The organism is Lentzea sp. NBRC 105346, from assembly GCF_030269605.1.
Taxonomy (GTDB): Bacteria; Actinomycetota; Actinomycetes; order Mycobacteriales; family Pseudonocardiaceae; genus Lentzea.
Genome location: NZ_BSTQ01000008.1, coordinates 227,682 through 250,808, shown reverse-complemented (window position 1 = coordinate 250,808; position 23,127 = coordinate 227,682). Strand labels below are relative to the sequence as shown.

The 23,127-nt window shown below is 70.2% G+C and carries 17 protein-coding genes; 5 read left to right on the top strand and 12 right to left on the bottom strand.

Annotated elements, in window-relative coordinates; translation table 11 throughout:
* Positions 1 to 40: 40 nt before the first annotated feature.
* The 7 genes from QSK35_RS19390 to QSK35_RS19360 all read right to left on the bottom strand — a co-directional run bounded on the left by QSK35_RS19390 (position 41) and on the right by QSK35_RS19360 (position 8,518).
* Positions 41 to 3,043, bottom strand: a complete 3,003-nt coding sequence (locus QSK35_RS19390) for an amidohydrolase family protein (RefSeq protein WP_285748054.1) — start codon at positions 3,041 to 3,043, stop codon at positions 41 to 43.
* A 36-nt stretch (positions 3,044 to 3,079) separates the two neighbouring features.
* Entirely contained in the window at positions 3,080 to 3,832 is a 753-nt protein-coding gene (locus tag QSK35_RS19385; protein WP_285748052.1) for a phytanoyl-CoA dioxygenase family protein, read from the bottom strand.
* Complete coding sequence (locus QSK35_RS19380; RefSeq protein ID WP_285748050.1) at positions 3,829 to 4,863, bottom strand: ABC transporter ATP-binding protein; 1,035 nt, start codon at positions 4,861 to 4,863, stop codon at positions 3,829 to 3,831. The genes QSK35_RS19385 and QSK35_RS19380 overlap by 4 nt, the downstream gene beginning before the upstream one ends.
* Complete coding sequence (locus QSK35_RS19375) at positions 4,863 to 5,681, bottom strand: carbohydrate ABC transporter permease (protein WP_285748048.1); 819 nt, start codon at positions 5,679 to 5,681, stop codon at positions 4,863 to 4,865. The genes QSK35_RS19380 and QSK35_RS19375 overlap by 1 nt, the downstream gene beginning before the upstream one ends.
* Entirely contained in the window at positions 5,678 to 6,532 is an 855-nt protein-coding gene (locus tag QSK35_RS19370) for a carbohydrate ABC transporter permease (protein ID WP_285748046.1), read from the bottom strand. Before QSK35_RS19370 ends, QSK35_RS19375 begins: the two co-directional genes overlap by 4 nt.
* Positions 6,525 to 7,901: an extracellular solute-binding protein gene (locus QSK35_RS19365; RefSeq protein ID WP_285748043.1), complete on the bottom strand. Its 1,377-nt coding sequence runs from the start codon at positions 7,899 to 7,901 to the stop codon at positions 6,525 to 6,527. Before QSK35_RS19365 ends, QSK35_RS19370 begins: the two co-directional genes overlap by 8 nt.
* A gap of 77 nt (positions 7,902 to 7,978) precedes the next feature.
* The gene (locus tag QSK35_RS19360) at positions 7,979 to 8,518 is read right to left on the bottom strand and encodes an ArsR/SmtB family transcription factor (RefSeq protein ID WP_285748041.1); all 540 of its coding nucleotides are present in this window, start codon (positions 8,516 to 8,518) and stop codon (positions 7,979 to 7,981) included.
* Positions 8,519 to 8,670: 152 nt separating this feature from the next.
* Here QSK35_RS19360 and QSK35_RS19355 point away from each other — a divergent pair, with 152 nt between their 5' ends.
* Positions 8,671 to 11,343 carry an nSTAND1 domain-containing NTPase gene (locus tag QSK35_RS19355; RefSeq protein WP_285748039.1) on the top strand — a complete coding sequence of 891 codons (2,673 nt, stop codon included), beginning with the start codon at positions 8,671 to 8,673 and terminating at the stop codon, positions 11,341 to 11,343.
* Between the two features lie 67 nt (positions 11,344 to 11,410).
* On the opposite strand, the gene QSK35_RS19350 is transcribed toward QSK35_RS19355, so the two are convergent.
* The 5 genes from QSK35_RS19350 to QSK35_RS19330 all read right to left on the bottom strand — a co-directional run bounded on the left by QSK35_RS19350 (position 11,411) and on the right by QSK35_RS19330 (position 18,981).
* On the bottom strand, positions 11,411 to 12,076 hold the full coding sequence (locus QSK35_RS19350) for an HNH endonuclease family protein (RefSeq protein WP_285748038.1): 666 nt from the start codon (positions 12,074 to 12,076) through the stop codon (positions 11,411 to 11,413).
* A 22-nt stretch (positions 12,077 to 12,098) separates the two neighbouring features.
* Entirely contained in the window at positions 12,099 to 12,476 is a 378-nt protein-coding gene (locus tag QSK35_RS19345) for a hypothetical protein (RefSeq protein ID WP_285748036.1), read from the bottom strand.
* Between the two features lie 2 nt (positions 12,477 to 12,478).
* Complete coding sequence (locus QSK35_RS19340; RefSeq protein WP_285748035.1) at positions 12,479 to 12,940, bottom strand: SRPBCC family protein; 462 nt, start codon at positions 12,938 to 12,940, stop codon at positions 12,479 to 12,481.
* A gap of 9 nt (positions 12,941 to 12,949) precedes the next feature.
* Complete coding sequence (locus QSK35_RS19335) at positions 12,950 to 18,409, bottom strand: ATP-binding protein (RefSeq protein ID WP_285748033.1); 5,460 nt, start codon at positions 18,407 to 18,409, stop codon at positions 12,950 to 12,952.
* A gap of 185 nt (positions 18,410 to 18,594) precedes the next feature.
* Entirely contained in the window at positions 18,595 to 18,981 is a 387-nt protein-coding gene (locus tag QSK35_RS19330; protein WP_285748031.1) for a hypothetical protein, read from the bottom strand.
* Positions 18,982 to 19,008: 27 nt separating this feature from the next.
* Here QSK35_RS19330 and QSK35_RS19325 point away from each other — a divergent pair, with 27 nt between their 5' ends.
* The 4 genes from QSK35_RS19325 to QSK35_RS19310 all read left to right on the top strand — a co-directional run bounded on the left by QSK35_RS19325 (position 19,009) and on the right by QSK35_RS19310 (position 23,127).
* A complete protein-coding gene (locus QSK35_RS19325) occupies positions 19,009 to 19,338 on the top strand; it encodes a nuclear transport factor 2 family protein (RefSeq protein ID WP_285748029.1) in 330 nt (109 codons plus the stop codon).
* Between the two features lie 22 nt (positions 19,339 to 19,360).
* Positions 19,361 to 20,530, top strand: a complete 1,170-nt coding sequence (gene trpB / locus QSK35_RS19320; RefSeq protein WP_285748027.1) for a tryptophan synthase subunit beta — start codon at positions 19,361 to 19,363, stop codon at positions 20,528 to 20,530.
* Complete coding sequence (gene trpA / locus QSK35_RS19315) at positions 20,527 to 21,222, top strand: tryptophan synthase subunit alpha (RefSeq protein ID WP_285748025.1); 696 nt, start codon at positions 20,527 to 20,529, stop codon at positions 21,220 to 21,222. Before trpB ends, trpA begins: the two co-directional genes overlap by 4 nt.
* Before the next feature lie 1,170 nt (positions 21,223 to 22,392).
* Positions 22,393 to 23,127 (top strand): GntR family transcriptional regulator, encoded by a 735-nt coding sequence (locus QSK35_RS19310; RefSeq protein WP_285748023.1) that lies wholly within the window; start codon positions 22,393 to 22,395, stop codon positions 23,125 to 23,127.

The window sequence follows — 23,127 nt, the reverse complement described above, 5'->3', positions numbered from 1 at the left end:
CGGTAACGACTCATCGTCCGAGCGGCCGAGTTCGTAACACTCAATGGCCGCAGCAGGCGTGGACGGACCACTCGGGCTCATGCCACCAGCACGAAGGGTGGGTCTCCAGCGGAGCCACCGCAGCCGACACGGACGAAGGCCGCACGCCGCGGTACGGCGCTAGCAGCGAGTCGACAGTGTGCACGACGCCGCCGGCGACGACCTTCTGCACGGCGGCAGCCGCACGAATGTCCGCCAGCGGGCTGCCCGACACCAGCGAGATGTCGGCGTACGCACCAGGCCGCAGCACGCCGATCCGCCCGGACATTCCCAGCCACGACGCCGGGTTGCGCGTCGCGGTGATCAGGGCCTCACGCGGAGTGAACCCGAACGCCACCATGGCGCGCATGTTCTGGTGCAGCGACGTGCCGATGGTGTCCAGCGGCGTGTCCGTTCCACAGAGGACCATTCCACCCGCGCGGTGGATGCGCAGCACCATGTCGACCCAGCCGGCCAGGATGTGCCGCGACCACATTCCCGTCGACGTCGCCGACGCCACATAGCGCTGGTACTCCCACGAAGGGAACAACACGCGCGTGCGTTCGTCGTTCACCAGCGACATGTCGTCGGGGTACAGGGCGTGCGAGTGGAACAGCGTGGTCGTCACGGACATGCCGGACTTCACGAACAACTCCACCACGTCCTGGTACGCCCGCCCGGTCCGGCTCACCGTGTGCGAGTAGCCGAGCCGGTTGGTCGCACCGACGTGCTCCATGCCGTCCATGCCCACGGCCGCCGCCGGGTACAGGTAGTGCGACGACAGCGGCACGCCCTTGCGATGTGCCTTGGAAACCGTCTCCTTCTGCAACGCCACCGGCAGCCGCACGTAGGTCTTGATCATGTCGTAGTCGAGCGAGAACGCCCGTTCCAGCTCCAGGCCCAGCTGCTCCGGCGACAACGTCGGGCGCATGAAGTTGTAGTAGACGCGCGAGCCGTCGATCGCCTCACCGGTCGCCAGGAATCGCGGCCCCACCAGCGCACCCGAGTCGAGCGCCTCCCGCGTCTCCAGCATCTGGTACACCGGGTCGCCGGGCGACCGCGTCGTGGTGATCCCGTACGACAACCACAGCCGGCCCTGGCGGCCACCCCACTGCCGGCCCCGCAGGTGCCAGTGGTTGTGCGCGTCGATGAGCCCCGGCATGGCGACAAGGTCACTGGCGTCGACATCGGCGGTCCGATGTGGACGGATCTCCTCGATCCGGCCCTGCGAGATCACGATGTCGACGTCCTGGCGCAACTCCTCCGCCTCACCGTCCCACACCGCACCCGCGTGGATGACCAAAGACGAAGGAGCAGAACGCCTGCGCCACTTGAACTTCAGCGGGATCGACCGAGGCTGCCCGCCGTCGATCCCGATCCGCCGCAGCACCCCGTCGTGCAGGTAGACGAGCTCGGATCCCAGCCACGTCAACGAGTCCGTGACCTCACGGGTCACCTGGCGCGGCGAGGCGGTGAACCGGCCGGCACCGTCCACCGGCACGACCCACGCCACGCTCTCCACCACGAACGCCAGGTGCCTGCCGTCCGGCGACCACACCGGGCCGTCGTCGCCACGGGTGGCGATCGAGCGGAACGGCATCGGCTCGGTGTAGCGCAGCTCGCCGGTCTTCAGGTCGACGGTCAGGATCTGGCTGGTGCCCTCGCGGAACCGCCGGGAGAACGGCTTCACCGCCGCCAGCGCCACCACCGTGCCGTCCGGCGACCACGTCGGCCGGCCCGGCATGAACAGCGGTGGCGTGATCTGCTGCCGGGTGCCGGCGGCCACGTCCAGCACCCACACGGCGCCGTCCTGGTCGACGAACGCGATCTTCTTGCCATCACGTGAGAACCGCGGGATGGTCTGGGCACCACCGGACGGCGCCAGCTCGCGGTCCTCCCCCGAGGCCAGGTTCCGCAACCGCAGCGTCGGCACACCGGTCCGGTCGCTCGAGTACACGATCGACTTACCGTCCGGCGCGAAGTCCGGGTCCGAGTCGAAGAACGCGCCGTCGGTGATCTTGCGCGGCTGTCCGCCCGCGACGGGCACCAGGTGGATCGCGTTCAACGCGCGGAACGCGAGCTGCGTGCCGTCCGGCGACGCGACCGGGCTGGCGATCCCGCGCACCGGCCGCGGCAACGGCGAGTCGAGGTCGCGCACCCGGTGCCGGTACCACCGGGAGGCGACCGAAACCGTCGCCTCGAACGGAATCGACGCGTTACCCCGCTTGATCTTGCCGTTCGCGGTGTAGAACGGCTGGTCGCCGAGCCACTTGGCGGCGAACCCGAACACGTCCTCGCCGGTCGTCACCTTCTTGTCGCCCAGCACGAGATCCGCACCGGTCAACGTCGCGAGCGTGTAGCTCACCGCACCGGGCCCGAAGGCGGGACCGTAGATCCTTCCACCGGCCGGGGCCGTCGCCACCCGCTCCCGGACACCGGTGGCCACGGTCAGCACGTCGACCGCGTTCTCGTTGACCGCGAACAGGATCCGCTGCCCATCCGCGGACCACTGCGGCGCCGACACGTCGTCCGGCGTGCCGGTGAGCTGGGTCAGCCGGCCGGTCGCGACCTCCAGCAGCCAGACGCCGTAGCTGCCGCCGCGGTCGCTGGTGAACGCGATCCGCGTGCCGTCCGGCGAGAACACCGGCTCGCGGTGGTCGAACCGCCCGGTGGTCAGCTGCCGGGGCTCACCGCCCTCCGCGCTGATCGACCAGAGGTGGTAGTTACCGTCCCGATAGGACTGAAAAACGATCTGCTTCCCGTCCGGGGACCACGACGGCAGCGTCGCGTCCTGCAGCTCCCCGGTGAGACGCCGAGCGGTACCACCCGAGGCGGGCAGCACCCAGATCGCGGTGACCAGGTCGATCGCGATGCGCGTGCCGTCGGGCGACAGCGCGGCCGACATGTTGGTGCCCTCGGTTAAGCGGACACCGCCCTCGGAATCGGCCTGTGCGACACCGGTCACCCCCAGTCCGGCCGCCACCAGACCGGTGGTGGCCAGGAAGTCACGGCGTGACAAATCCATGCGACTGCTCCCCCATACATAGACGAAACCCTCGGTTCAGAGGGGTGTTCGGTTGGTGATCAACTCCGGGTACGCCCGGCCGGGATCGGCGTAGACGTTGCCCGCCCGGTCGACCCCGCGGGCCAGGTAGATCTGGTGTTCCCGGCCCTTGCGCTCATGGTCGAAACGCACGGTCGTCGGCATGTACCGCATCGTGTAACCACAGCGGCGCAACGAACTCCGGTTCGCAGGGCTGCCGTGCACGAGCGTGGCGGCGTGAATGCTGCACGCGCCGCGTTGCAGCTCCACGTCGACGGCCTCGGACTCGTCGACGGTCACCAGCTCCTGGTCGAACAAGGCCTCGTTGTCGGACAGGTCCTGGTACCGGCTGCCCTCGGTCAGGTGGCTGCCGGGAATGACGCGCATGCACCCGTTCTCGCGGGTCGACGGGTCGATCGCGAGCCAGATCGTGACCGCGTGCGCGGCGGGTTCGATGCTGTCGCGCCAGAAGTAGGCGTCCTGGTGCCACGGCACGCTCTTGCCGTCACCCGCGGGCTTGCAGATGAAGTGCGACGAGAACAACGCGATGTCCGGCCCGACGATCGACTCGACCAGATCCAGCACATCGTCGTCGAGCAGCCACTCGAACAGCGCCGGATCGGTGAAGTGCGGGACGTCCATGTGCTCCGGGCGTTCGCCCGCCGGCAACGCGGCGAGCTTGCGTTCGAAGTGCTCGGCCAGCGCCTCGAACCGCTCCGGGCGCAACAACGTCTCGTGGATGGCGTACCCGTTGGTCCAGTAGTCGTTCACCGCAACCGTCCGTCCTCCCCGTAGAGCAGCACGCGGCCGGGCGCGGGACTCACCCGCAGCTCGTCGCCCACGGCCGGCTCCTCGTGCTCGGGCACGACCACGCCGACCGGCACGCCGCAGTCGAGCGTCACCAGCGAGGTCACGCCCAGGTTCTCCACAATGGACACTCGCCCGGACAACACACCATCGGGCGCGATCCGCAGGTACTCCGGCCGGATGCCGACCGTCACCTCACCAGGCACCCCGGAAGCGGGCAGCCGGGTTCCCGCGAACTCGACCTGACCGTCAACGACGGTGCCGGGCAGCAGGTTCATCGGCGTCGAACCGATGAAGTTCGCCACGAACATGTCCGCCGGCCGCTGGAACACCTCACGTGGAGTGCCCAGCTGCCGGATTCGACCGGCGTCCATCACCGCGATCCGGTCCGCCAGCGCGAGCGCCTCGGCCTGGTCGTGCGTGACGAACACGGTCGTCAGCGCCAGCTCGCGTTGCAGGCGTTTCAGGAACGTCCTGGCCTCCAGGCGCAGCCGGGCGTCCAAATTGGACAGTGGCTCGTCGAGCAGCAGCACGTCCGCGTCGGCGGCGACGGCCCTGGCCAGGGCGGTGCGTTGCTGCTGCCCGCCGGACAGCTGGCCGGGCCTGCGGTCGAGCAACCCGGTCAGGCTCAGGTCGCCGGACATCCGCTCGGCCGCGTCCCGTTGCGCCGCCTTCGAGGCCCGCCGCACCCGCAGCGGGTAGGCGATGTTCTCCGCCACGGTCATGTGCGGGAACAACGCGTAGTCCTGGAAGACCATGGCGACGCGGCGGTCACCGGGCGGCAGGCGCGTGACGTCCAGAGCACCGATGCCGACCGTTCCCGCGGACGCCTGCTCCAGCCCGGCGATCGTGCGCAGCAACGTCGTCTTGCCGCACCCGGACGGCCCGAGCAGCGCGAACAGCTCGCCGTCGGCGACGGCCAGGTCGAGATCGTCGACCGCGCGCACCCCGTTGGGGTACACGGTCGACACCCCGGCGATGTCGATGGCCGCCATCAGCTCTTGATGCCTCCGTGGAATCGGAACCCGTACCGCTTGCTCACCATCAGGTACAGCAGTACCACCGGAATCGAGTACAGGAGGGAGAAAACCGGAATCACGTGCAGGTTCGCGCTGCCGCCCTCGTCGTTCAACGTGCGCAGCAGCACCGCGGCCGGTTGCTTGCCGACGTCGCGCAGCAGCAGGAACGGCAGCAGGAAGTTGCCCCACGCGTTGACGAACGCCCACACCACGATCGTCGCGATCCCGGGCCGCGCGACCGGCAGCACGACGTGCCCAAGCACCTGCCGCGGCCGGGCGCCGAACACCCGCGCCGACTCCTCGTAGGAGCGCGGCACGGAGTCCATGAAGTCCTTCAGGATGAAGATCGCGGCGGGCAGCATGCCGCCCCCGATCACCAGCGCGGTGCCGAGCTGCGAGTTGATCAGGCCGAGCTGCAGCATCAGCACGAAGATCGGCACCATCGCGGCGGTGCCCGTCACCACGCTGGAGAGCAGCAACAGCAGGTACAGCAACACGTCCCGGCCGGGAATCCGCACCCGCGACAACGAGTACGCCGCGAGCGCGGCGAGGACGGTCGTGACGACGGTGGCGGCCGCGCACAGGATCAGCGAGTTGACCAGCGACGTCAGCGCGAACGGGTGCTCGAACGTGGTCCGCACGTTCGACAACGTCCAGTCCGGCCACCGGATCCCGAGCCCAGGGCGAGCGTCGAACGGCGCGCTCGCCAGCCACAGCATCGGCACCGCGAAGAACGCGAGCACCACGGTGATCACCACGTAGAACCCGATGCGCCGCAGCACGAACCCGGTCATGCGCGCCTCCTCAGCAGCCGCAGGTACACCAGCGCGATCACCAGGTTGCCGATCAACAGCAACAACGAGATCGCCGACGCGTAACCGAGCTGCCCGCTCTCCAGGGCCCGGCGGTAGATGAGCACCGGCAGCACCTCGGACTCGTGGTTGGGCCCGCCCGCGGTGAGCAGGAACGGCGTGAAGTCGTTGGCCGTCCACAGGCTGATCAGCAGCGTGTTGGTCAGCACGTGCCCGCGGATGTGCGGGAACACCACGTCGCGCACGGTCTGCCAGCCGCTCGCCCCGACGAGCCGCGCGGTCTCCAGATGGGAGGGCGGCACCGCGGCCAGCGCGGAGGTGTAGAGCAGCATCGAGAACGCCGTGCCGCGCCAGATGTTGAACACGACCAGGCTCGCCATCGGGTACTCGACGAGCCACGCGGTGTTCGACCCCACCAGGGTTCCGAGCGTGCCGCCGTCGCGGCTGAGCACGGCGAACCACAGGTACGCGACGACCGGGCCGGGCAGGATCCACGCCAGCAGCACGAACCCCTCGACCGTGCGCCGCAGCCACGGCCGCACGCGGCGCAGCAGCCACGCCAGCGTGAAGCCCAGGACGTTCTGGCCGATGACCGCGGAGCCGAGCACGAACACCGCGGTCAGCCATACCGAGTTCGTGAACAGCGCGTCGTCCAGCGCCGACACGAAGTTCGTCACGCCCACGACCCTGGGGTTGATCGCGGTCGGCCCGGTCAGCTGGTAGTCGGTGATCCCGATGTAGAGCGTCCACAACGCCGGGAACACCAGGAAGACACCGATGAGCACCAGGGCGGGCGCGACGAACGCGACCGCCCACGTCCGGCGCTCAGGCAACGTTGCCCTCGCCGACCGCCTTCACCAGCGCGTCGCGGTACGCCTTGGCCGCGTCGTCCGGACTCCTGCCGGCCACGATGTCCGCGGTCGCCTGCTGCAGCGCCGCCGACACCTTCGGGTAGTCGGCGAGGCCCGGCCGGTAGCGGGTGATCGGCAGGACCTGCTCGGAGACGAACGTCAGCATCGGGTCGCCCTTGAGCACCTCGGCGTTGACGTCCTTGCGCTGCGTGATCTGCGCGATGCCCGCGAGCGACTCCTTGACCGCGGCGGCGGAGTTCAGGAACTGCATGAACTCCCACGCCTGCTTCGGGTACTTCGTGTTCGGGTTGATCACCCGCACGCCGCCGCCGGACATGCTGACGAAGTCCTGCCTGCCAACGCCGCCACCCGGTTTCCGCGCGGGGATCTTCGCCCAGCCGACGGCCGTGTCCCGGTCGGCCATCTTCGCCACGCCGGTCTTCGGGTTGACCACCGAGCGCCAGAAGTAGTCGCCCTCCAGCAGGATGCCGATCTTGTTCTCGGCGAACAGCTGGAACGACCGGTCGCGGCCCTTGGCCTCCTGCTGCAGCACCGGGTCGCCGAGCCCATCGCGGTAGATCCGCTGGTAGAGCCCGAGCACGTCCTTGACGCCGCCGGTCTGCCACTTGCCGTTCTCGTACACGGGCGTGCCGGTGCCGACGAGCGCGGGCAGCACGCCCTGCATCGTGGTCGCCTCACCCATCGCGGTCCCCGCGTTGAGCTGGATCGGCGACACACCGGGCAGCGTCTTCAGCTTCTCGCCCGCGGCGAGCACGTCGTCCCAGCTGCGCGGCTGCCAGTCGGCGGGCAGCCCGGCCTGCGCGAAGAGCTTCTTGTTGAAGTAGAGGACCCGGCCGTCGGTGCCCTGCGGCACGCCGTAGCGCTTCCCTTCGAACTCACCGAGCCCCTGCACCGCGTCCGGGATCTGCTGCCAGCCGTCCCACGCGTCGACGGCCTGCTTGCCGACCACGTCGTCGAGCGGCTTGATCTGCCCGGCCTGGGCGAGCTCGCCGAGCCAGATGCCGTCGATCTCGACGATGTCGCCCCCGCCGCCGGTCTTGAAGTCGAGCGCGATCTTGGTCTTGTAGTCCTCGTCGCCCGCGCCGTTCTGCTCGAACTTCACCGTCATGTTCACGCCCTTGGCCTTCTGGGCCTCGGTGAACTTCGGGATGACCCAGGTGTTGAGCCAGTTCGCGCCGCGCTGGTTCTTCCCGCCGACGACCGCGTTGGCCACGATCGTCAGGGTGACGTCCTTGGCGTCGGCGTTGCGCTGCTGGTTCGTGTCCTGCGTCTGTCCCAGGCAACCCGCCAGCAGCACCACCGGCAGGACGAACGTCACTGTCCGCCGCATGCGTGATCTCCCGCCCAAAAGATCCGTCCGGTTGGTCACCTCTTAACTTGGCACCCCGGACCACGCCCCGCGTCGGCCTAATGGGCGACCATGCCCTGCAGCACCACGCGACCCTGCGTCGTCAGCTTGTGCAGCACCCGCCGCCCGTCCCGGCGCGTGGTGATCAGCCCGGCGTTGCGCAGCGCGGTGGCCGCCTGGGACGCGGTCGACAGGCTCACCCCGAGCTCGTCGGCCAGCCCGGACGTCGTGCGCTCCGCGGTCAGCGCCCGCAGGCTGCGTGCACGCGTGTGGCCGAGGACCCCGGCGAGCGCCTCGTGGTTGAGCTCGACCTCGCGATGCGGCCAGTTGACCACCGGGTAGCAGAGCACCGGCTGCGGCTGGGCCTCCCGCAGCAGCCTGATCGGACCCGGCTCCGGGCGCAGCCGGATCCCGCGTCCGTCGAGCGTGATCTCCTCGTCCGGCAGCGCGTCTACGAACAACGTCGGCGCGTTCCAGCCAATGGCCGGATGCAACGAGTTGAGTTCCTCGCCGACGCCGAGCTGCCAAGCACCCCGCCGCGCCGGACCACCGAATCTGGTGAGCGCCAGGTCCGCCACCGTGAAATGCAGCCGAAGCATTCCGTCCCCCTTGATGAGTGCGGTCCGGCGTCGATGACACCCCCAATAAGACCGGTCATCGAAGCCGGACCGTTGTTGTATAGCGTGGTGACGTTGTCCGGCGCCGGACCGATGCGCGCCGAACAACAACCATCGGACAACTGGGGGCTTGGGTGCCGCGACGGGAGCGACCGCTGGAGCTGGACGGGTCGGCACCCGTCGAGTTCGCCGTTGACCTGCGACGACTGCGCGAGGCCGCTGGCAGTCCGACGTACCGTGAGCTCGCTTCGCGCAGCGGGTACTCGGTCACCACGCTCGCGGACGCGGCCGGTGGGCGGAAGCTGCCGAGCCTCGAGGTGACGCTCGCCTACGTGCGCGCGTGTGACGGCGACATCGCCGACTGGGAACGCCGCTGGCATTCGGTGGCCGCCGAACTGAACGCCGTTCCGGTCGCCGAACCCGCCGAATATGCCCCCGAGGATTGGAACGGCGCGCCCTATGTCGGACTGTCCGCTTATCGCGCCGAGGACGCGGATCGATTCTTCGGCCGGGAGCGACTCGTCGACGATCTCGTCAAGCGGATCTCGCGGCACCGATTCCTCGCCGTTTTCGGACCGTCCGGATCGGGCAAGTCGTCGGTGCTGCGCGCCGGAGTGCTGCCCCGCCTGACCGGCGCCGTGCTGCTGACGCCGGGACCCCATCCGTCGCTGGAGGGCGTGCCGGCCGGCGCGATCGTGGTCGTCGACCAGTTCGAAGAGGTCTTCACGCTGTGCGAGGACCCGGCCGAGCGGTCGGCGTTCATCGCCGCGCTGCTCGACCGGCACGTGGTGCTCGGCGTGCGGGCCGATTTCTACGCGCACTGCGCGATGCACCCCGAGCTGACCGAGGCGATGCAGGACGCCCAGTTCACGGTCGGCCCGATGACGGCCGACGAGCTGCGCCGGGCGATCACGCAGCCGGCCATCAAGGCGAACTGCGTGGTCGAGGGCGACCTCGTGGCCACGCTCGTCGCGCAGACGCACGGTCAGGCGGGCATCCTGCCGCTGCTGTCCCACGCGCTGCTGGAGACGTGGCGCAGACGCAGCGGCAACCGGCTCACGCTCACCGGGTTCCACGCGGTCGGCGGCATCGACGGCGCGCTGGCCAAGACCGCCGACACGGTGTACGACTCGCTCACCCCCCGCCAGCAGGACCGCGCGCGGGACCTGTTCCTGCGGCTCGCCGTGCTCGGCGAGGGCACCGAGGACACCAAGCGCGCCATCTCCCCCGCCGAGCTCGACGACGACCCGGACACCGCCCTCGTCCTGGACCGCGTCACGGCCGCACGGCTCGTCGTGCGCGGTACGGACTCCATCGAGATCACCCACGAGGCGCTGATCCGCACGTGGCCGAGGTTCCGGCAGTGGCTCGACTCCGACCGCGACGGCCACCGCGTGCACCGGGAGCTGACGCACGCGACCGAGGTGTGGGAGAACCTGGACCGCGACCCGGACGCGCTCTACCGCGGCGCACGGCTGGCGATCGCCCGCGACCTCGATCGGACGCTGACCGCGCGCGAGCGGGCGTTCCTCGACGCGAGCACGCGCGCCGAGGAGGCCGAGCAGGCCTCGGCGCGCCGCCGGGCGAGCCGGCTCAAGTACCTGGTCGCGGTACTGGCCGTGCTGCTCCTGTTGTCCGCGGCCACGACGATCTACGCGGTGCGCGCCCGTGACACGATCACCGACCAGCGCAACAGCGCCATCGCGCAGAACCTCGCCCCGCGCGCCATCGAGGAGCACCGCGACGACCCGGCGCTCGGTCTGCAGCTCGCCCTGGTCGCGCGGAGCCTCTCCGCCACGACCGCCACCCGCGACGGCGTGCTGAGCACGCTGGCCACCGTGGTGAAGGCGCACGACGAGGCGATCCTGTCGATGACGTTCCACGGTGGCCTGCTCGCCACCGCGGGCCGCGACAAGACCATCCGGCTGTGGGACATGCGCGACCCGCGCAAGCCGTCGCTGGTCGCGACCATGACCCACGGCGCGGCCGTGTACTGGATCGCGTTCAGCCCGGACGGCAGCCGGCTCGTGTCGGCGGGCGACTCCGTGAAGCTGTGGGACGTCGGCAGCAGGACCCTCATCGCCACGGCCGAGCACCCCGCCGCGCGGGCGGTCGCGTTCAGCCCCGACGGCACCCGCATCGTCTCCGGCGGCACCGGGGTCCGGTTGTGGGACAACAACCTGAAGCCGGTGGCGACGCTCGACGGCCACACGGACGCGGTGCGCACGGTCGCGTTCAGCCCGGACGGCCGCGGCCTCGCGTCCGGCAGCGACGACCACACCATCCGGCTCTGGCGGCTCGCGGACCTGTCGTCCACGGTCATCTCCGGCGACCGGCTCGAGGTGTTCGACGTCGACTACAGCCCGGACGGACGCACCCTCGCGGTCGGCAGCGGCACCAAGAAACCCGTGCTGCTGTACGACATCTCCGATCCCACCCGTCCGCAGGAGATCGCCGTGATGACCGGCCACGAGGACGTCGTCGGCACGGTGAAGTTCAGCCCGGACGGCAGGACGCTGGCCACCGGCAGCGACGACCGGTCCCTGCGGCTGTGGAACGTCACCGACCCGCGGCACCCGGTCGCGATCGCGGTGCTGACCGGCCCCACGATCGCGGTCGCCGACGTCGAGTTCAGCCCGGACGGCAAGACGCTCGCCTGGGCGATGTTCGACCCCACCATCCGTTTGCTGGGCGCAGACCTCGACGCCGACCTCGCCGGTGCGTGCGCCTCGGCCGGTCCGCCGATCTCCCGTGAGGACTGGAACCGCTTCACCCCGGACGTGCCCTACGCACCACCGTGCAAATGAGCTATGAGGGGAGCTTTGCAAGCGCTGACCGCCATAAAGGGTCCCCTCATCGCACGGGCCGCCGCACTCATGACCCGCACGTCGCCAGCCCCCGGTTCAGGGCCGCCTGCTCTGCCGTGGTCGTCGTGAGCCCGTACTCGGACTTGATCGTCACGTAGATCCGCGAGTACGGGCACACGTAGGCGGCGTTGGGCGGCAGCCACTCGTCGGGCGTCTTGTCGCCCTTGCTCTGGTTCGTCTTTCCCTGCACCGCGAGGAGGTTGCGCAGATCGTTGGCGGCCGCCGTGCGCCGTTCCGGCGGCCACGCGGCCGCCCCGCTGCGCCACATCTCGGCCAGCGGCACCACGTGGTCGATCTGCACCTTCGACACACTCGTGACGGTCGCGCCGGTGTACGGGTCGTGGAGCGTGCCTTCCTTGACCGCGCAACGCCCTTCCTTGCGCACCACGTTCGTCAGGTCGCGGGCCAGCACCTGGCTGCGCTGGTCGCATCCGTCGCCGTCGGTGTCGAACCACGGCTGCCCGAACACACAAGCCTTGCCCTCGTTGCACTCTCTGTCGTAACCGTCGAGCCGGCCCGGTTGCGCCACTACGAGTGTGGCGAGCTTGGCTTTCGCCGTGGGGGCGTCGAAAACGCCGACAGGGACCCGCGTGTCGGCGGGTCCCTGTGTGGTCGTGGCGGGAAAGGCGGTGCAGCCGGATAACAGGACGGCGAGCAGCAGGGTCCACCTCATGCCGGTGGTATACCCGTTGGTGCTACGCGGTAAGCGCCGCCTCGATCTTCGCGAAGACCGCGCTCTCGGTGTCCGCGACGTGCCCGTCGGCCTCGGCGACCTCGCGGCAGATCTCCAGCACGGCCTCGGCGAACGTCTCCTCGGTCGCCTTGCCGTTCAGGACCTTCACGGACCGGCGCAGCGCGTCCAGCACAACGGGTTCCAGCTCACCGGCCGCCGGCAGGTGCACCCGCTTGGCCCCGATCACCTGACGCAGATCCTGCGACAGGTGCTTCAACGCGCGCAGCCCCGCGTACCGCTCCTCCACGACCGGGCCGGGCTCGGCGTCCGACACCAGCACCATCGCGCCGTACACGGCCGTGCGCAGCGTCGTGGCTTCCTCGTCGGTGTAGAAAATCATCCTCATCCCTCTTCGGCGGCGGTCTTCAGCTTCGCGAGCGTGCGCTCGATGTTCGTTTGGTTCTCAGACGCGCGATCCCGCACCCCGGTTGCGAGGACCGTGAGTGGCCGGAACCACGCCGGGCGCCGGTCCCAGGTGCTCTCCGTGACGCGGCAGCCACCGTCGGTCGGCTCGATGTCGTACTGCCAGCGCGAAACGGGCAGCCAGAACGACTTCACCTCGAACGCGAACCGCCGCGGTGAGGCGTCCGTCACTGTCGCCGTCGTCTGCCAGAACCGGACGCCGCGCCGGTTCGAGCCGCGGAACCGCGCGCCGACCGCCGGTCCCGTCGCGGCACCGAGCCAGCGGCCCGCCGAGTACTCCTCGGACACGTTCGCCAGCCTGGGCAAATCACTGACCAGCGCGTACACGCGGTCGGCCGACGCTTTCACGTCGACCGACCCCTGAGCATCGGGTGCCTTCACGGCACCAAACTAGTTCAGGCCGCGCTCGATGGCCTCGATGATCCGCGGCCGCAGCTCCGCCGCGCTGATGATCGCGTCCACCGAACCGACGTCGACCGCCCGCTGCACGCTGTGCACCCGGTCGAACTCCGCCGCGACCTCACCCAGCTTCTCCGACCGCACCGCCTGCCGCGTCGAGGCCAGCTCGGTCGCCAGCGCTGCCCGCTCCGATCCGGTCGACTCCGCGACGAGCGCCTCCAGCTTGCGCACGCGCGGGTCGTTGGCCGTGCGGCCGTCCACGTCGCGGGCGAACACGGCCGCAGCAGCGGGAGCGCCACCGATCACCGAGGCGAAGGAGCCCTCGACGGCCAGCACGGTCATCTTCGGGTTGAGCGCCTTGGAGAACACGACGAACGCGCCGCCGTGGTAGCGCGAGATCACGCAGAACACGATCGGCCCGTCGAAGTTGACGATCGCCCGGCCGATCTCGGCGCCGTACTCCAGCTGCAGCGACCGCATCGACTCCGGTGAGCCGTCGAAGCCGGACAGGTTCGCCAACACCACGAGCGGCCGGTTGCCCGACGCCGAGTTGATCGCCCGCGCCGCCTTCTTCGACGACAACGGGAACAGCGTGCCCGCGGTGTAGGTGTCCGGGCCGTCGGTGGGCGGGAAGCCGTGGCGGGGCACCGAACGCGACTCGATGCCGAGCAGGCACACCGGCATGCCGCCGAGGTGGACGTCCTGCACCACGGCGGTGTCGGCGTCCGCCATGCCCGCCCAGCGCTCCAGCACCGGGTGGTCCTGGTCGGACAACGCGCGCATCACCGTGCGGATGTCGAACGGCTTCTTGCGGTCCGGGTTGGCCGCGACCGAGAAGATCTCACCGACCGTCGTGAACGGACTGTCGGCCACGTCGTGCGGGAACGACGAGACGTCGCGGGTGACCGGGTCCGAAGTGGACACGCGGCGCGGGCCGGCCTCACCGGGCGCGATGTAGGTGTGCTCGTAGTGCGCCATCAGGACGTCCTTGGCGGCGGCCAGGTTCGGCGCCCAGTACTGCGCCTGCCCGTTCGGCCCCATCACGCGGTCGAAACCGCCGATGCCGAAGTTGTCCTCGGCCGACACGCCGCCGGAGAAGTCCAGCGCCTGCTTGCCGGTCAGCACCATCGCCGAGTCCGGCGTCATCACCAGGATGCCCTTGGTGTGCATGAGCATCGTGGCCTCGGCGTTCCAGTACGGCTGGGCGCCGACGTTGATGCCCGCCACCACGATGTTGATCTCACCGCCGGCCTGGGTGAACGTCACGATCCGCTTCAGCGCGGCCGCGACCCAGTCCATGTTCTCGGTACCGGACGACATGGAGATCCGCGCGCCCGCCGACACGGCGAACCACTCCAGCGGCACGGACAGCTCGTCGGCCAGGTCCAGCGCGGCGATCACGCGCGCACACTCGGGCTCCGACAGGGCGCCGAGCGCCTTGGTCGGGTCGCCGAGCAGCACGACGCGCTTCATGCCCTCCGGGTAGGCGGGCGTCGGCGTGGACACCACACCGGCGACGATCGCCGCGGTGTTCTGGCCGCGCGGCCGGTCGACCGGGACCAGCGCGCCGTCGGCGAGCTCGTGCTCGACGAACGTGCCGTCCGGGCCGGCCAGCAGGTCGACCAGCTCGTACGGGTAGACCGTGCCGCGGGCCTGCGCCTTCAGCACGTTCTGGCGGTAGTCGTCCAACGGCTGCAGCGGCTCGGTGGGCGGCGGCACGAACGACAGCCGCACGCTGCCGCCGGGCTCCGGCCCGATCCGCACGCCGACGTCGGTCAGCTCACCCGTGGCGGCGTCGCGCCTGCGGGCCAGGAACATGACCTCTTCCAGGTCCAGCCCCGCGGTCGTCGGGATGACACGCTGGGCGATGGACCGCAGTTCGGACTCGGTGAGGTCCGTCGGCGGCCACACGTACAGCACGACCCGGTTGGTGGCGAGGCGGTTGCGCGTCCCCTGCTGCGCCCGCGCCCGGCGGATGCCGTCGAGCGACGTGGCCAGCGCGTCCTCCAGCGCGGGCAGCGACACGAGCCGGCCGTCGTCGTCGCGCAACGGGGTCAGGTCGCGGACCTGGGCCAGCGCGATGAGGCGTTCGTCGGACGGGTTCTGCTTCGCCGTGCTGCGGAACAGGTAGACGTCCTCGTCCAGCGACGGCAGGCGGGTGAGGTCGAACTCACGCAGCCGCTCCAGCTGCATGCGGTCCGCGATGCGCGGGTGCAGGCCGCGCACCAGGCGTTCCTCGACGAACCCATTGTCGCTGGGTCGGAAGGTGAAGTGGTGGTGCATGACCTCCCCGCGACGGCCGGCGACGGTCGTCGTGATCCGGTCGATCGTCGTCGGCAACGACTGCCCCGCAAGGACTTCCCGCAGCTGCGTGGCCATCTCGTCGATGTCGCTGGGACCGTTCTCCCACTTCACGTAGACGTCCGCGACCGCGGGGCCGTCGCCGACGAGCGAGCCGACGCCCGCGAGCGCGTCCGGCAGTGCCGTGAAATCGACCGCGGTCGACACGAGCCGTGCCTCGGCCTGCTCGGCGGTCACGAACGTGCAGCCGTTGACCTTGGTGGGCTGGATGTCCCGCAGCGCGCGGTTGCCGTAGTACCGGCGCGCGAGCACCTCCAGCAGTGCCACGTGGTCCACGCCCGTGCGGCCGATGCGCTGCCCGAGCAGGCGCACGAGCGGTTCGGAGATCGCGACCATCGCGGAGATCCGGTCCGCACGGTCCGCGGCGTCCGGGTTCTTGTCGAGGTGGATGAGGTGCTTGCGGACCTCGCTGTGCGCGCGGGCCCGCGTGCGGCGCAGCAACGGCTGGGCGAACCAGCTGAACACGACGCTGCGCGCGACGTCCGCGACGGCCGGGAAGCGGACCTGCGTCGCGGCGACGAGGTGCTCCAGCGCGAGGCCGACGGTGACCCGCTCCGACTCGACCGGCGGCTGCTCGGTGAGCCACTGCCGCAGCAGGGCGGTCACGACCGCGGCGTCCGCGGCGCCGCGCTGCTGGGCGGAGAAGATGCGGAAGACCGCCTCCTCCAGCGCCTCGGTGCGCTCCGTGTCCTCGACGCCGTAGTGCGCGAGAACGTTCGCCAGGCGCTGCTTGAACGTCTCGGACAGCGCCGCGCGGTCGACGTCGAGGCTCTTCAGGTAGGTGTGGAAGTACTCGCGCGGGCTGTGCACGCGCGTGTCGGACTTGGACTCCTCGCCGGCGGGCCGGTTGCGGGTCAGGTCGCAGATGTCCGCGAACAGCTGCACCAGTCCGGCCTCGCCGACCAGCGGGCGTTCCGCGACCTCGCCGCGGGCCTTGAGGTACGTGGTCAGCAGGCGCTTGGTGTCCTCGGCGTCCGTGTCGAACCCGAGCAGCAGGCTGCGCAGGTCCTGCAGGCCGCGCGCGACCTGCTCCTCGGCCGGGAGGTCGACCGGCGCGGGCAGTTCCAGCTCGATGGCCGGGGTGTCGGACTTCGCCTCCGCGACGTCGCCCTCGTCGCCGAGCGGCTCCAGCCGCAGCAGCGCCGCACCCGTCGGGACCTGGCTGCCGACCGCGACCGCGGACTCCTTGAGGCGGGCGCGGAACGGCGCGCGCAGCACCGTCTCCATCTTCATCGCCTCGAGGACCAGCACCGGCGCACCGGCCTCGACCTCGTCACCGACCGCGAGCGGCATGGCGACGACCAGCGCGGGCATCGGGGAGCGCAGCACACCGCCCTCGTCGATGGTGACGCGGTGCGTGACGCCATCGACCTCGACGTGGTGGACCGGGCCGTGCGTGGCCGTGACGATGCGGAACCGCGTGCCGTTGACCGTGATCTGGCCGGTGTGGCTGTCGAACCGCTCGACGTCGACGTCCGCGGTCTGCGTGGGCTCGTCGGTGCCGACGCCGACGCGGTACCGGGTCTTGCCGAGCCGCGCGACGCGGACCTTGTAGCTCTCGCCGCGCAGCGCGAACTCGAGCACCCGGCCGCCTTCGTGCTGGGTGCTGGGACGGCCGCCGTGGGCGGAGGTCAGCAGCTGCCTGCGGGCGACGAGCTCCTCGTCCTCGTAGACCTCGATGCCGGCCGCGGCGAGCGCGATCGCGGAGTGCAGGTGCGTGACGAGGCCGCCCTCGGCGCGGACGCGGTCGATCCAGCCCGTGTCCGCGGAACCGTCGATCACGGCCGGCTCGGCGAGCAGGTCGAGCACGAAGCTCTTGTTGGTGGCGCCGCCCTCGATGATCACGATCGTCTGCGCCATCGCGCGGCGCAGCTTGCCCAGCGCCTCGTCGCGGTCGCGGCCGTGCACGATGATCTTGGCGATCATCGAGTCGAAGTCGGCGGGGATGGTGTCGCCCTCGCTCACGCCGGTGTCGACGCGGACGCCGGGGCCGGCGGGCAGCTCGAGCCGGACGATCCTGCCGGGGCTGGGCGTGAAGTCGCGGTCGGGGTCCTCGGCGTTGAGCCGGGCCTCGATGGCGTGGCCCTTCTCGACGGGCTTCTCGCCTTCGAGCCTGCCGCCGTCCGCGACGTGCAGCTGTGCCTTGACCAGGTCGAAGCCGGTGGTGATCTCGGTGATCGGGTGTTCGACCTGCAGGCGGGTGTTGACCTCGAGGAACGCGAAGAGCCGCTCACCGGGGTGGTACAGGAACTCGACGGTGCACGCGCCGCGGTAGCCGACGGCGTTCGCGAGCCGCTCGGCCGACGCCTTCAGCTCGTCGACCTGCGCCGGTTCGAGGACCGGCGACGCCGACTCCTCGATGATCTTCTGGTTGCGCCGCTGCACGGAGCAGTCGCGCACGCCGAGCGCCCACGCGGTGCCCTGGCCGTCCGCGATGACCTGCACCTCGACGTGCCGCGCGCCGGTGACCAGGCGTTCGAGGAACATGACGCCGCTGCCGAACGCGCGCAGCGCCTCCTGACTGGTCCGGTCGAACGCCTCGACCAGCTCCTCCTCGGAGCTGATCTTGCGGATGCCGCGGCCGCCACCGCCCGCGGTCGCCTTCAGCATCAGCGGGTAGCCGATCTGGCGCGCCGACACCTTGGCCGCCTCGAGCGTCTCGACGGCGCCGCGGCTCCACGGCGCGACGGGGACGCCGACCTCCTCGGCGATCAGCTTCGAGCCGATCTTGTCGCCGAGCTTGCGCATGGCCTCGGGGCTCGGGCCGACGAACGTGACGCCGAGCTTCTCGCACAGCTCGGCGAACTCGGGGATCTCGGCGACGAAGCCCCAGCCGACCCACGCGGCGTCGGCGCCGGTCTCCACCAGCGCGCGCTCGAGGACGGCGAGGTCGAGGTACGGCCGGTCGGCGGCCGCGCCCAGGTTGTGGGCGAGGTCGGCTTCCTGCACGAACGTCGCCGTCCGGTCGACGTCGGTGTAGAGGGCGACGGTCTCGATCCGGGCCCCGGTCTCCTCGGCGAGCTCGCGCACGGCGTGGATGAGCCGCATGGCGGCCTCACCGCGGTTGACGATGGCGATACGACTGAACAACGAACGATCTCCTCGCGGACAGCGGCCTGCAGCGGCGGTCGCCGCCCAACCGTCTACACACTCTCGTCTACTGGCCAGTAGGAAAACTGCTCGACTGACGCGAGTTCTGGGTCCTGGTTTGTAGGAAACCTCTAAAGGTGGCCTGGCCCACAGCGGCCCGGAGATGTCCGTTTTGTTGACCGCCGTTAACCCGCCATTGCGGCTTCGACCTTGCCGATCATCGCGTGCTCGGCGTGCGCGACCTGCCCGTCGGCCGTGGCGACCTCGCGGCACAGCGCCACGATCGCGGCCGGGAACGCTCCGGCCTCGGCCGGGGCCTTGGCGTTCAGGATGCGCACCGACCGTTCGAGGGCCGCCAGCACACCCGTCTCGACGTCTTCGGCCGAGCCTTCGGGCAGCTCGGGCGGGGCGGCGGCGAGGACCTGGCGCAGCGCGGGCGGAAGCTGCTGCATGGCACGGATGCCCGCGTAGCTCTCCTCGTCGACGGCGCCGGGGTCGGCGGTCGACACCAGGACCATCGCGCCGAACACCGCCGTGCGCAACGTCGAGCCCTCTTCGTCGGTAAAAGTCATGGGAGCACCTTACGAAGGAGGTACGACATGGATCTCGTCGACGCGCACGTGCACCGCTTCAACAACGCCGTGCGCCACGGCGACTGGGAGGCGTTCGGCTCCGGTTTCACCGCGGACGCCACGGTCTCGATCGACTACGCGCCCATCCCGCCGATGGTCGGCCGGGAGGCGATCGTCGCCGGCTACCGGGCGGCGCCCCCCGACGACACCATCACCGTGCTGTCCACTTCGGCCGACGGCGACACCGTCTCCGTCACGTTCGCCTGGGACACCTCCCCCGGCGAGCCCGCGGGAACCATGGACATGCGGGTGACCGGCGGCCTGATCTCGTCGTTGAAGGTGGGGAGACAGTTCTAGAACAGTGTGCTATAACTGTTTCATGCAGATCGACGTGCGAGAGCCATCAAAGCTCGGCCGCTTCGGTGACTACGGCGGCCGGTTCGTGCCGGAATCCCTTGTCCCGGCATGCGAAGAGGTCGAGGCGGCGTTCCGCGCCGCGTGGCAGGACCCGGTCTTCCACAGCGAGCTGGACCGCGTACTGAAGGTCTACGCGGGCCGCCCGACCGCGCTCACCCCCGCGTGGCGACTGTCGGAAGAGCTGGGCATCACGTTGCTGCTCAAGCGCGAGGACCTGACGCACACCGGTTCGCACAAAATCAACAACGTCCTGGGCCAGGCGTTACTGGCCAAGCGAATGGGCAAGACGCGGCTGATCGCGGAGACCGGTGCCGGCCAGCACGGCGTGGCGACCGCCACCGCCGCGGCACTGCTGGGCCTCGAGACTACGGTGTTCATGGGCGAGAAGGACATGGAACGCCAGCAGCTCAACGTCTTCCGCATGCGCATGCTCGGCGCCGAGGTCGTACCGGTGACGGCGGGCAGCCGCACGCTGAAGGACGCGTGCAGCGAGGCGCTGCGGCACTGGGTGACGTGCACCGAGGACAGCTACTACTGCCTCGGATCGGTGATGGGCCCGCACCCGTACCCGTGGATGGTGCGCGAGTTCCAGCGCGTGATCGGCGACGAGGCCCGCACCCAATGCGCCGCCGAACTCCGCGCCGCCACCCCCGACTACGTGGTCGCGTGCGTAGGCGGCGGCTCGAACGCGGCGGGCACCTTCGCGGGTTTCGTGGACACCCCGGCCCGCCTGATCGGCGTCGAAGCCGAAGGCGGCGCCGCGATGACGTTCGGCCAACCGGGCGTACTACACGGCTTCCGCTCCATGGTGCTTCAAGACGAACACGGCCAGGTAACCGAGGCGCACTCGATCTCCGCGGGCCTCGACTACCCCGGCATCGGCCCGGAGCACGCCCACCTGGCCGACCTGGGCCGCGCCCGATACGTGACGGCCAACGACAAGGAAGTGCTGGCCGCAGTCCGCAAGCTCGCTGCTTCGGAAGGAATCCTCTGCGCACTGGAGTCCGCCCACGCAGTCGCCTGGGTGCTGCGGGCAGCCGCCAGCGGTGAGATCGAGCCGGGCTCGACAGTGCTGCTCACCCTCTCCGGCCGAGGTGACAAGGACATGGCGACCCTGATGGAGCTGACGTGAGTCTTCTAGCGCCCTACGTAACCGGCGGCATCACGCCGAACTGGACCGACTACCTCTTGGCGGCCCGCGACGCGGGAGCCGACATGATCGAGATCGGCCTCCCGTTCTCCGACCCGACCCTGGACGGCCCCACCATCCAGGAGGCGTCCGACCGAGCCCTGGCGCGCGGCGCCACGGTCGACTCCATCCTCGCCGACATCCCGGACCTGGGCGTCCCCCTCTACGCCATGACGTACGCGAACCTCGCGCTACGCAAGGGTTTCTGCGCCTCCCTGCGCGACGCCGGCATCACCGGCCTCATCGTGCCGGACGTGCCGCTCGAGGAGCTGGCCGCGTTCGACGGGTACGACATCGACGTGGTCCTGCTCGCCTCACCCTCCACCCGGCGCGACAAGCGCCGCGAGATCGCCAAGCGCAGCAGCGGCTTCGTGTACGCGGTCAGCCTGATGGGCACAACCGGCGAGCAGGAGGCGCTGGCGGACGCCCAGGAACTGGTCGCTGACCTCAAGGAGGCGACCGACCTCCCCGTAATGCTGGGCTTCGGCATCTCGGGCCCCGAACAGGCAGCCGCAGCGTGCCGCTACGCGGACGGCGTCGTAGTCGGATCCGCGATCATGCGCCGAATCCTCGACGGCGCAACGCCAAAGGAGGTGGGCGCGTACCTAACCACCCTACGAACCGCCCTCAACTAACCGCGGCGCCTCCCCAGGCAGCGGGCCACGCCGCGCGCACCAGCCCCGCACGCGAACCGCGTCACGGCCACCTACGCCACCACACCTCAGCCCCCTGACGACGCAACACCAGCGGACCCAACCAACCCCACCCCCCACCCGACGACGCAACACCAACGGAGAGCCTGTCCCTTACCCACACCCCAAACGCACTCAACCGCACCCACCGAACCCAGCAGGCCTCGCCGAGGACGGTCCGCGTTGAGCGACACCGAGCACCCGGCCCGCGCCTCCCCTTGAAGCGACGCGCGAAGCTCAACTCCGGCACCACCGCGCGCGACCACGGCGGCGGCCTGCACGCGTCGCCACACATACGTCGGCCCGCACACGAACCGCGCAACCGCCACACCCACCACCACATACCCACCATCGCCGCGGCACCCGGCATTCCGTCCCCGGCACACGAACCGCGTCACAGCCACATTCCCCAACACACCCCGCATCCCGCTCCCCGCATCCCGGTCCTGCATCCCGCAACCCGCACACCCCACAACCCGGTCCCGCAACCGGCATCCCGCTCCCCGCATCCCGCATCCCGGTCCGCATCCCGCATCCCGGTCCGCATCCCGCATCCCGGTCCGCATCCCGCATCCCGGTCCGCATCCCGCTCCCCGCATCCCGGTCCGCATCCCGCTCCCGCAACCCGCTCCCACAACCCGCAACCCGCTTCCGCAACCCGCATCCCGCTCCCCGCTCACATATCCCGCGACCCGCGACCCGGCACCCGGCACCCGGCACCCGGCACCCGGCACCCGGCACCCGGCACCCGGCGACGCAACACCACAAGGAGCCGACAGCCCGACCACACCCCAAACGCACTCAACCGACGCCCGAGCCCGGTACCTGGCACTTCCGACCCCCCGAAGTGCCCGAGCCCCATCCCCACCCCAAGCGGCCCGAGCCCGGATCCACCCCCGCGCCCAAAGTGCCGAAGCCCGATCCCGGCCCCAAGGGCCAGCGCCCGAGCCCGGTGCCCCGCCCCCAGCGCCCGAGCCCGGTGCCCCGCCCCCGAAGTACCCGCCTCCGCAACACCCGCTCCCCGACCTCAAAGGACACAACCACCCACACCCCGGACCGCCGCCCACCCCACCGACCCGATCATGCGTAGGCTGCCGACGACACCCCCGAGGAGTGCCGTTGACCGAGCGAAAGCAGCCGAAGTACGTGACCATCGCCGCCGACCTGGAGGCGGCGATCAAGGCGGGGTGGTACCACGTAGGCCAAGCACTGCCAGGCCAACGCGAACTAAGCGCCCAGTACGGCGTAACCCTGATGACGCTGCGCCAAGCCCTACGCCTGCTCGAAGAACGCGGCATCATCACCCAGCACGCAGGCCGCGGCACGTTCGTAAAAAGCCCAAAGCCGACCTACGGCATGGCAACCCTGCGCAGCCTCTCGGACGAACTGCGCGCGCAAGGCCACGAGGTGCAAACCGACCTACTCGGCAAGTCAAGAAGGCCGGCCCCCCAGTGGGTAGCCGAACAGCTCAACACCACCGACCCGGTGCTGCGCATAGAACGACTACGCAAGATCGACGGCACCCCGGCGATCCACCAGGTGTCGTGGGTCCCGGAGCCCTACCTGAAGAAGCCGGACTTCACGTCCCTCTACAGCGCCCTGGAAGTCCCGGTGGTCCGGGCGACCGAACGACTGACCCCGGCGGTGCTGAGCGAACGCCTGGCCACCCTCCTCGACCAACCCCCAGGCGTGCCCGTCTTCCTGAGCGACCGCCTGACGTTCGGGCCGGACGACGTCCCGGTGGTGTTCGACCGGGCGACGATCGTAGGAATCGAGATCAGGACCGACCGCAAAGCAGAGGACGCGGTCACCTTGCCTGCGTGGCGCAGATCACCTACTGTCCAGTAG

Coding starts and splice junctions, on each gene's coding strand:
- QSK35_RS19330 (WP_285748031.1), bottom strand. CDS start 18,981: ATGACTTTTACCGACGAAGAGGGCTCGACGTTGCGCACGGCGGTGTTC.
- QSK35_RS19325 (WP_285748029.1), top strand. CDS start 19,009: ATGGATCTCGTCGACGCGCACGTGCACCGCTTCAACAACGCCGTGCGC.
- QSK35_RS19345 (WP_285748036.1), bottom strand. CDS start 12,476: ATGATTTTCTACACCGACGAGGAAGCCACGACGCTGCGCACGGCCGTG.
- QSK35_RS19380 (WP_285748050.1), bottom strand. CDS start 4,863: ATGGCGGCCATCGACATCGCCGGGGTGTCGACCGTGTACCCCAACGGG.
- trpB (WP_285748027.1), top strand. CDS start 19,361: ATGCAGATCGACGTGCGAGAGCCATCAAAGCTCGGCCGCTTCGGTGAC.
- QSK35_RS19365 (WP_285748043.1), bottom strand. CDS start 7,901: ATGCGGCGGACAGTGACGTTCGTCCTGCCGGTGGTGCTGCTGGCGGGT.
- QSK35_RS19350 (WP_285748038.1), bottom strand. CDS start 12,076: ATGAGGTGGACCCTGCTGCTCGCCGTCCTGTTATCCGGCTGCACCGCC.
- QSK35_RS19390 (WP_285748054.1), bottom strand. CDS start 3,043: ATGGATTTGTCACGCCGTGACTTCCTGGCCACCACCGGTCTGGTGGCG.
- QSK35_RS19375 (WP_285748048.1), bottom strand. CDS start 5,681: ATGACCGGGTTCGTGCTGCGGCGCATCGGGTTCTACGTGGTGATCACC.
- QSK35_RS19360 (WP_285748041.1), bottom strand. CDS start 8,518: ATGCTTCGGCTGCATTTCACGGTGGCGGACCTGGCGCTCACCAGATTC.